We start from the raw sequence: 8,540 nt of genomic DNA on the forward strand, positions 1-8,540 counted from the left end.
TTCACATATGAACAGGATTTGTGCTAGCACCTTGTTCCTCCTGCTCTAACCTTTTTCGCAAGTACTCCCGCCCTCGATGTACACGCGTTTTGATCGTTGTTACTGGCATATCAAGAACGTCGCTTATCTCCTGCAAAGACATATCGTGCAGATATCTCAGAATCACAACGGATTTGTATTTTTCAGGTAACGTTTCAATGGCCCGGCGTATCTGTTCTTGAGTTTCGGACACAATCACTTGCTTCTCAGGTGTGTCCTCAAGACTTGGGAGCATGGCATAATAATCATTGCCCTCTCCATCTGGCATCTCCGCATCAAGCGAGTAGGTATTCTTTCTTCGACGCAGCTTATCGATACACAGATTCGTCCCTATCCGGAAAATCCAAGTCGAGAACTTCTGATTCTCATCGTATCGGTGCAGATTAGTATACACCCGCAAGAACGTCTCCTGCACGGCATCCTCGGCTTCTTGCTTATTATTCAACATACGGTAAGCCAAATGAAAGATCTTGTCCTTATAGAGCTCTACAAGCTCTGCAAAAGCATTCCGATCCCCATTCCTGGCCACCTTAGCCAGACGTGCTTCTACAAAGTTCAATTCGATTTCCTCCGGCTTCTCGACAATTCGATTTCCTACATATACATACGCAGAAATTATGGTTTGTTTTCAGAAATAATTATGCCTCCTATGATCAGTCCCATCCCTAACCATTGTAACCCATTTACCGGCTCTCCTATAAGTAGGTAAGCAGCAATTACGGCTACTGGCAGCTCCACCGATCCAAGCATAGCGGCAAGCGTACTACCAATTCGCGGAATTCCGATATTAAATGACACCGTAGGCACAACCTGCCCCAAGAAACCCAACAAAAGTCCCCATAATAGCAGCGCACTTCCATTCTCATGTACAAAGACCGTTGGAGGATACAGAATATACATAACAGGCATCGCCGCGGTAAGCATAATAGCCGAATTCATAAGAGGAGGCAGGGTACTAACCACTTGTCCAGTGAAAAAGAGGAATACGCTGTATGTCAAAGCCGACAACATCCCATACAAAATTCCCAGTAAACTAAAATGTTCCCAGTTCGTCTCAAACACATTTACGGCAAGTAATGTTCCCACTAATATTAAGACAATCGCGATGCTTTCTGCCTTTCGTGGAAGCCTTCGTTTCACGATACAATCCATTGCAATGGTTATCCACGTGAACTGAAACAGAAGAATAATTGATAAAGAAGCATTCAACTCTTTTAAAGCAATATTGTAAAAGACCGTCGTTAAAGCCAAACCAAAAATACCTATTAAACCTAGCCTAATCCAAGGACCTTTAAAGGGATTCACCCATGATTTTTTGTGAAAAAGAATCAACATCCATACAAACAAGGTTCCCATCGTCATTTGTGCCGGTGTAATTTGCCCATCTGTAAATCCTTGATCGTAGGCCATCTTGATAAAAGAGGAAAGCAAGCCGTAGCTTGACGCCCCGATGATGACAAGGACCATTGCTAACCATCGCCCCATGTTGATGCACAACTCCCGTCTATGGGCATTCCGTACAAGGACAGGAAAAGTCGAGCTGCCTACGTTAGACGTGGCCCCCGACTTTATCATCCTGTATCTTACTTCTACGCTCTAAGTTTTATCAGCCCGTATTTCTTAGCCCGGCGGCTATTCCGTTAATCGTAAGCAGCACTTCACGAAGCAGGATAGCATCATCCTCGTTGTTCTCCCGTAGTGCACGTAGCTCAGTAAGCAGTTCTACCTGCATATAGCTCAGCGGATCTACATAAGGATTACGCAGACGGATCGACTCCTGAATAACAGGAACATTATCCAAAATCTCATGCTGACCCGTTATTTGTAAAATGATGGACGAAGTCAGTTCATATTCTGCCCTGATAAGATTGAAGATACGCTCTGCAATTGCAGATTCTTTGACCAAGTTGCCGTACTCCTTAGCAATTTGAAGGTCTGCCTTGGCAAGAGCCATTTGCAAATTATCAATCATCGTCTGGAAGAACGACCATTTCTCATACATTTCTTTCAAAGTTTCTAAGTTTGCCGCATTTCCTTGATAAAAGCTCTGAAGACCCGTACCCGCCGCGTACCATGCCGGCAGCAAATATCTCGTTTGGGTCCATGAGAATACCCAAGGAATCGCGCGCAAATCTTCGAATTTATCGCTATTTTTACGCTTCGATGGACGCGAGCCGATATTCAGCTCGCCAATCTCAGGCAGAGGAGTGGACTCTTTGAAGAACGTTAAGAAGTCTTCGTCTCGGAAAATGAGATCCTGATACTTCGTCTGAGCTTGCTCCGAAATACCACGCATAATGTTCTCCCACTTGTCTTCCAGTGGATTTCTTTGCGGAGAACGGGACAATTTGGATGCCGTAATTAACGCAAAAGTCGCTTGCTCCAAGCTGCGGTATGCAATGCCTTGCAAGGAATAACGGGAAGATAATACTTCGCCTTGCTCCGTAATCTTAATGCCGCCACCAAGCGTTTCAACCGGCTGAGCCAGAATGCTGCGGTTAAGAGGCATACCACCACGACCAAGTGCTCCGCCACGGCCATGGAAAAACTTCAGCTTCACGCCAAATTGTTTAGCCGCTTCAGTGATATCCTGGAGCGCCATACGAAGCTCCCAGTTCGCTGTAATCACACCGCCGTCTTTATTGCTGTCTGAGTAGCCCAACATAATCTCATGAAGCTGTGTCTCAGGGTCAAGACTTGCTTTGTAAGCAGGAATCGCTAACAAAGTGCTCATAATGCCAGGAGCCGCATGCAGGTCATCAATCGTCTCAAAAAGAGGGACAGACTGCAGTGTACTCATCACGCTGCCATCGCTCTCTTTGCGGTATAACCCAGCCTCTTTCGCAAAAACAACAACCTCCAATAGGTCACTAGCTCCTTGCGTCATACTGATGAGATAGCTGTTAATACAGTTGCGGCCGAATTCCTTCTGTGCTTTGCCTACAGTACGATAAACATCTAAACACTCCTGTGTGCTTTCCGAGTAATCCAAATACGTAGATGTAATCGGTCTTGGATCATTCAGTACTTCCGTTAAGAGACTGATTTTTTCCTCTTCCGATAGCTTATTATAATTACTCGTGATGCCCATCTTCGCCAAAACCTCAGTCATCGCATTCTCATGCTCTTTACTGTGCTGTCTGATATCCAGAGCAGCCAAGTGGAAGCCGAATAGCTCAACCTGACGAATAAGCTTTTTAATATATTTGTCAGCTACATAGTCAGCAAAATGCATCCTCAAGCTAGCTTCGATGATTTTCAAATCACTAATAAACTCTTCCGGAGAGTTGTATTTCTGGCTTGTAGGAACATTCGGATTCCCTGTGTTATGAACCTTCTCAATCATATAAGTCGTCTTGATGCGATATGGCTCTTTCTCATTACGCCAAACGTCCTGGACATTCCCCATAGCTTCACGGTCGCATTGAATAGATTCAATTAGATCGTCGCTAACGTTCACAATGCTTTTGCTGAAGCTCATATTCTCAAGGGTTTCTTTGAGCACTTCTTCATACTTCTGCAAAGCCAGTTGACGATGCAAACCCAATGTTTCCCAAGTCACATTCGCTCTAACCGATGGGTTACCGTCACGGTCCCCGCCAATCCATGAACCGAATTTCAAGAAGGACGGCACGTGCCAAGAGTCTTGCGGGTAATATTTATTTAAACAGCGCTCAAGCTCATGGTAGATCTCTGGAAGTACATCAAACAAAGTTTCGTCAAAATAATACAACCCATTACGAACTTCATCAATAACCGTTGGTTTCCGATCACGAAGCTCGTCCGTTTGCCAAAGATTAAGAACCTCTCCAAGCAGCTTCTCACGCAATTGCTCACGCTCACGATAAGTCAACATAGGATTATCGAGTTTCATCATATCTTCCGAAATACGGAGATTAATATCAAGCACAGCTCTTCGCATAGCTTCTGTCGGATGTGCTGTCATAACTAGTTCCAAAGAGATAGCTTTAAGAATCTCTTGAACCTCTGCATATGGAATATGATTATTCTTTAACTCTTGCACAATACTCTCTATGGAACCTGGCTGTACGGATTCACCGGAGGAACGCTCGTAATCTCTTTTACGACGGATCCGATGGTTCTGCTCAGCGATATTAACAAGTTGGAAGTAAATAGCGAATGCACGAATCACTTGATGACGAATCTCCGGATCCAAGGAGGAGATCGTTTTCTTGAATTCATCATATATCTCGATTACATAGTGTGCTCTTAAAGATTTACTCATCTCACGAATTCTCTCGACAACATCAAGCAGATCATTACCGCCTTGATGAACCAGAACTTCACCTAGTATGTGGCCCAAGAAGCGTACGTCCCTGCGCAGCAGGTTATTCGTTGCTTGCTTCTGTAGGACAATATCATTCTCTAACATAATTCTCCACCTCATCTATTCACTATGTTGCATTAATGCTTCTCTCTACCAAAGCTAGACGCTACAAAAACTCATTTCAGAATATTTTACCACAATCCGCCTTCTGCACATAGTATTAAAATAAAAAAAAAGCCCCTCAGGCCATGGTAATTTATGTATCACTATATGGCTGTTTCCACTGAATCCGCTTGATAGGGTTACGGGTTAAACCGTTATTCTCTTTTTTTGTACATAATGAACTCGCAGGTGAGGTCGGAGGCAAGGATAAACGACACCGTCGTCCTTCAGGGACGAGCGCGTTTGTCAAGGTAGAAGCGAAGCAAAAGTATACAACTTATACTTATCTACAGAAATAGACACTAACGAAGTGTTAGTGCCTTTCATGTTCACGTTTTCTTATTATATTCCTTCAATCCTCTGCTGGCGAGCCAACGTTTAATCATACGGCGTAATTGTTTTTTTCGTGTAAGTAGAAGCCTTTTAATAAACTGGCGCTTATCAGAGCTAAGATACCCTTTTGGTACACTGTTCAGAGCAGCTTCTATATCCGCGTCTGTAAGATGTTCTATTTTTTGAACCATCGGTTCTAAGACTGCCCAGGAGGATTGTAACCGCAGAAGCCCCCTGGGAGTATGATAGAATTTCCGTATGGTTTTCCAAAAAGGAGCGTTCCATGGTCGTTTCTTCCATTTTCTCGGTGATCCGTAAAGCGTGTGTCCATGGTCGATCAAATACCAATTGTATTTTTCATCGTTTGCTTTTCGGTATAGTATGAGATTTTTCCCTGCAGCGCGGTCTATATTGGCAATCCACGCATCAAAAACGATCAGGTGCCTCATCAGATCTAACCGCTCTATATATTGGGATGGATTTAAATAGACGTGTTTTCCGGCCTTTTTCCAAGTTATAACTTCCTTGGCCATTACCTCTTTGGAAACTACTCCTGTTTGCAGATTACCATCGGGTCCGGTGACCTTTGCCAATTGGAGCTTGCCGACAGGGAACCCAAGACGTTGAGCTAATGTTGATGCGATGTATTCATTAGCGATCATTGGCCCCGAAAAATACCACTGATTCTTTTTTGAAAATTTAAAGTAGCCGCGCCTCCCCGAGGTATTCTGGACGATCCATACTTGGCCTTGGCGCTTCGTTTTCCATACCTTTTTCAATTTCCAGCGGCGTACATGCAACATTAATCCTCCTCCCTTTTGCATACTTGGAGAATAACGAAAGGTACTGATTGGATACTTTTATCCAGCCGTACCGATTCGCCGTTTCCTTGGCCATTCTAACACGACTCATGGTCACATCAGGATTTCTCCATATCTCCCTGATACTTGAAGCGATACTTGACGCAGTTACTGTTCGAATGACACTTGCGTTATTCATGTTCACAAAGCTGTGGAGGCCACCTTTCCGGGTTGACACAAGCGGGGCCCCATTGGCCATTGCTTCCATTGCGACTAAACCGAAAGACTCATGGCGACTTGGAACAATAACAGCACCGTAGGAAGAATATAATCTCTGAACGGCCATCGGTTTGAGCTTCCCAATCCATTTAACATTCTTATTGATATTCAGTTTTTGAGCAATTTTCTTTAATTTAATCGTGTAAGCTTTAGATCCTTCCCCTACAATATCTAGCTTTATTTGATGATTACTTTTTTTTAGCAGGGAAATAGCATTCAGCAACTCTTTAATCCCTTTTATTGCAGTCAAACGTCCGACATACAACAAATGGTAAGGATTAGATGCCGATTTGTTCATCTCATTTTTCATTGATACGGCATTTTGAATTACCTTGATTTGTCCCTTATAAAAGGGGTAATATTGCCTGTTCTTGTTTTTTTGCCACTGGCTAGGTACCGTAATGGCATTTGCCATACGAATCAGTTTTTTTTGACGCGCAGCCATTTTCGTCCGGCCGCTCTTTTTTCTCTCCAATACGACGAGGGAGTGGCATGTATATATGACCGGAATACGATATTTGTATTTATAATATTTAGCGAGTTCATCACACTGCAAACTGTGAATATGGATCAAGTCCGGCCTTGCAAAGCCATGTGCTTGCAACCATCTGACAATCGGTGCAGTATTAAACTTTTGACTTCTAACCGAATGATACTTCGAACCAAGGGGAAATCGAATGATCCTTATCGGGCTATCGTTTTCAACGGTTACTTGACGACTAACACCCTTGCAAATAATAGTTAGGAGTATCCCATTCCTTTTGACCAAAGCCTTTGAAAGATTTGTTGCGATGATGCCAAGCCCGCCAACAATATTACCTTCATATTCATTCGTCATGACCCATATTCTCATCACAATCAACCCTTTTGAACATATTGGCTTAACTTATGGAGGAATGAGATGATATGCCGTTCGTCAGCCATCACTTTTTCTAGACTTCTTTCGATTTTTCGTTTGCCCTCGGCCTTCGATCGATCGTAGCGGGACAGCAGCTTAAAAGCTTTGTTCGGAAATTGAAGCCAGACCTTGATCAACTCGATGTCTAAATGTTCAAGCTTGGAAACGCTTTGGTAGCCATCCAGTACGGAACGAGCCGTTGATAATTTCCATCCTTTATTCTTGCAGGAAAGACGAATCATTCGAAAAAGATCATACGCCCTCAAGTCAAAACGCAGTGTTTCAAAATCGATCATATACGTTCCACTGGAGGTAAGAACAAAATTTTTCGGTCCACTATCTCCGTGACACAAGGCACCGGTATTCGCGGCCATCTTACAAGCTGTTTTGTAATTGCTGCGTCTAAGTATACGGAGTGCTTCCTGCGATCTCTGGAGAAGACTATCCCCATGCACTTGCAGCAAACGATCCATCGGACTGCCGTGACCATTTCGTTTTGCTTTATTTATTTGTTTTTTCAATAACGCTTCGCGTGCTTGTAAAAGAGAAGGCCATTTCCGCAGCATATTGAGGGCACCTGCTCGGGGAAGTACTGCTTTGCGACCAGCAAGGTGAAATCGGGCTAATGTTGCAGCACAGGCTTTAACGTCTTTTTGCGATGCGGGTGAAGGGGACCGTCCTTTGATCCAAGGGGTAAGAATGTAAGGGGTTCCTCCGCGGGGGCGTCTGGCATAAAGATGTCTCCCTGAATGCTCGTGCGGATTCCGCCAGGCAATGTTGGAAAAGCCTTGGTGCCGAATCCTCCTCAACACCTGATCCATCCAGCGCAAGCGTCGTAAGGTATAGTTCATCTTCTTCAGACAATGTTGTTTTCCATCGGTGGATTTCAAACGGTAAACACCTGACTTAACAATTCGCATATGTTTAATCTTTACTTTAAATGATTGTACAAGCTGGTTAACTTGCTGGTTGATCACATAAGATTCCTCCTGCTATTTAACCAATAATTAAATTATGGAATTCTTCTTTGTATCTAATTCCACCTATTTATTAAGAATATGTAAATAAAGTCGAAAGTGGACCTTGAGTGCAGCCTATTAACATACTCTACATTTATGCACCCATTACAAAGAATGTAATAAAAGAATCAGCTTCTAAGCTCGATTAATTATTCGGACGCGCGTGTCTTCACGGAAGGTCGAACCCTTCCCTTGTGGATTCTCTTCCTTTCCCATTCAAACGAAAATAGAGACCACCCGAAGGGTGATCTCTATCTGTGAAACGGGCGGCGGGAATACACCAAATACTTATTTAAATTGCTTCCTACGGAAGCGGCTAATGGTATATTTGGACGCGCGTCCTACTAGGGTATATTCTATGATGTCTTCACGGACGGTCGAACCATACGGCTTCTCTTCCATTTCCCGTTCAAATGAAAAAGACCACCCGAAGGTGATCTTTTTCTGTGAAGCGGGCGGCGGGAATCGAACCCGCGCGATCAGCTTGGAAGGCTGAAGTTCTACCATTAAACTACGCCCGCGTGTCTATCGGGACGACACGATTTGAACATGCGACCCCCTGCTCCCAAAGCAGGTGCTCTACCAAGCTGAGCTACGTCCCGATACGGTGGTAATAACATATGAAAAATGGCGCGCCCTGAGAGATTCGAACTCCCGACCTTTTGATTCGTAGTCAAATACTCTATCCAGCTGAGCTAAGGGCGCTTATTAAAATGGAGCGG

The 8,540-nt window shown here is 43.9% G+C and carries 6 protein-coding genes and 3 tRNA genes; all 9 read right to left on the bottom strand.

Annotated features, from left to right (window positions below):
• Position 1 precedes the first annotated feature (1 nt).
• Entirely contained in the window at positions 2-598 is a 597-nt protein-coding gene (gene sigW, locus ASG93_RS04545; RefSeq protein WP_056829219.1) for an RNA polymerase sigma factor SigW, read from the bottom strand.
• Between the two features lie 56 nt (positions 599-654).
• Entirely contained in the window at positions 655-1,524 is an 870-nt protein-coding gene (locus tag ASG93_RS04550) for a DMT family transporter (RefSeq protein WP_056829221.1), read from the bottom strand.
• A gap of 121 nt (positions 1,525-1,645) precedes the next feature.
• Positions 1,646-4,432, bottom strand: coding sequence for a phosphoenolpyruvate carboxylase (gene ppc / locus ASG93_RS04555; protein WP_056829223.1), 2,787 nt, complete (start codon positions 4,430-4,432; stop codon positions 1,646-1,648).
• 386 nt (positions 4,433-4,818) lie between these two features.
• A complete protein-coding gene (locus ASG93_RS04560; protein WP_063891751.1) occupies positions 4,819-5,625 on the bottom strand; it encodes a HipA family kinase in 807 nt (268 codons plus the stop codon).
• Positions 5,522-6,754 carry a glycosyltransferase family 4 protein gene (locus tag ASG93_RS04565; RefSeq protein WP_082614686.1) on the bottom strand — a complete coding sequence of 411 codons (1,233 nt, stop codon included), beginning with the start codon at positions 6,752-6,754 and terminating at the stop codon, positions 5,522-5,524. The genes ASG93_RS04560 and ASG93_RS04565 overlap by 104 nt, the downstream gene beginning before the upstream one ends.
• A 5-nt stretch (positions 6,755-6,759) precedes the next feature.
• On the bottom strand, positions 6,760-7,776 hold the full coding sequence (locus tag ASG93_RS04570; protein ID WP_056829228.1) for a phosphotransferase: 1,017 nt from the start codon (positions 7,774-7,776) through the stop codon (positions 6,760-6,762).
• A 492-nt stretch (positions 7,777-8,268) separates the two neighbouring features.
• Positions 8,269-8,339 (bottom strand) — tRNA-Gly (locus ASG93_RS04575).
• A gap of 7 nt (positions 8,340-8,346) precedes the next feature.
• Positions 8,347-8,420, bottom strand: a tRNA-Pro gene (locus ASG93_RS04580).
• A 26-nt stretch (positions 8,421-8,446) separates the two neighbouring features.
• Positions 8,447-8,523 (bottom strand) — tRNA-Arg (locus tag ASG93_RS04585).
• Positions 8,524-8,540 lie beyond the last annotated feature (17 nt).

Source organism: Paenibacillus sp. Soil787, from assembly GCF_001429545.1.
GTDB lineage: Bacteria > Bacillota > Bacilli > Paenibacillales > NBRC-103111 > Paenibacillus_E.

Coding starts and splice junctions, on each gene's coding strand:
- ASG93_RS04560 (WP_063891751.1), bottom strand. CDS start 5,625: ATGTTGCATGTACGCCGCTGGAAATTGAAAAAGGTATGGAAAACGAAG.
- ppc (WP_056829223.1), bottom strand. CDS start 4,432: ATGTTAGAGAATGATATTGTCCTACAGAAGCAAGCAACGAATAACCTG.
- ASG93_RS04550 (WP_056829221.1), bottom strand. CDS start 1,524: ATGGGGCGATGGTTAGCAATGGTCCTTGTCATCATCGGGGCGTCAAGC.
- ASG93_RS04565 (WP_082614686.1), bottom strand. CDS start 6,754: ATGAGAATATGGGTCATGACGAATGAATATGAAGGTAATATTGTTGGC.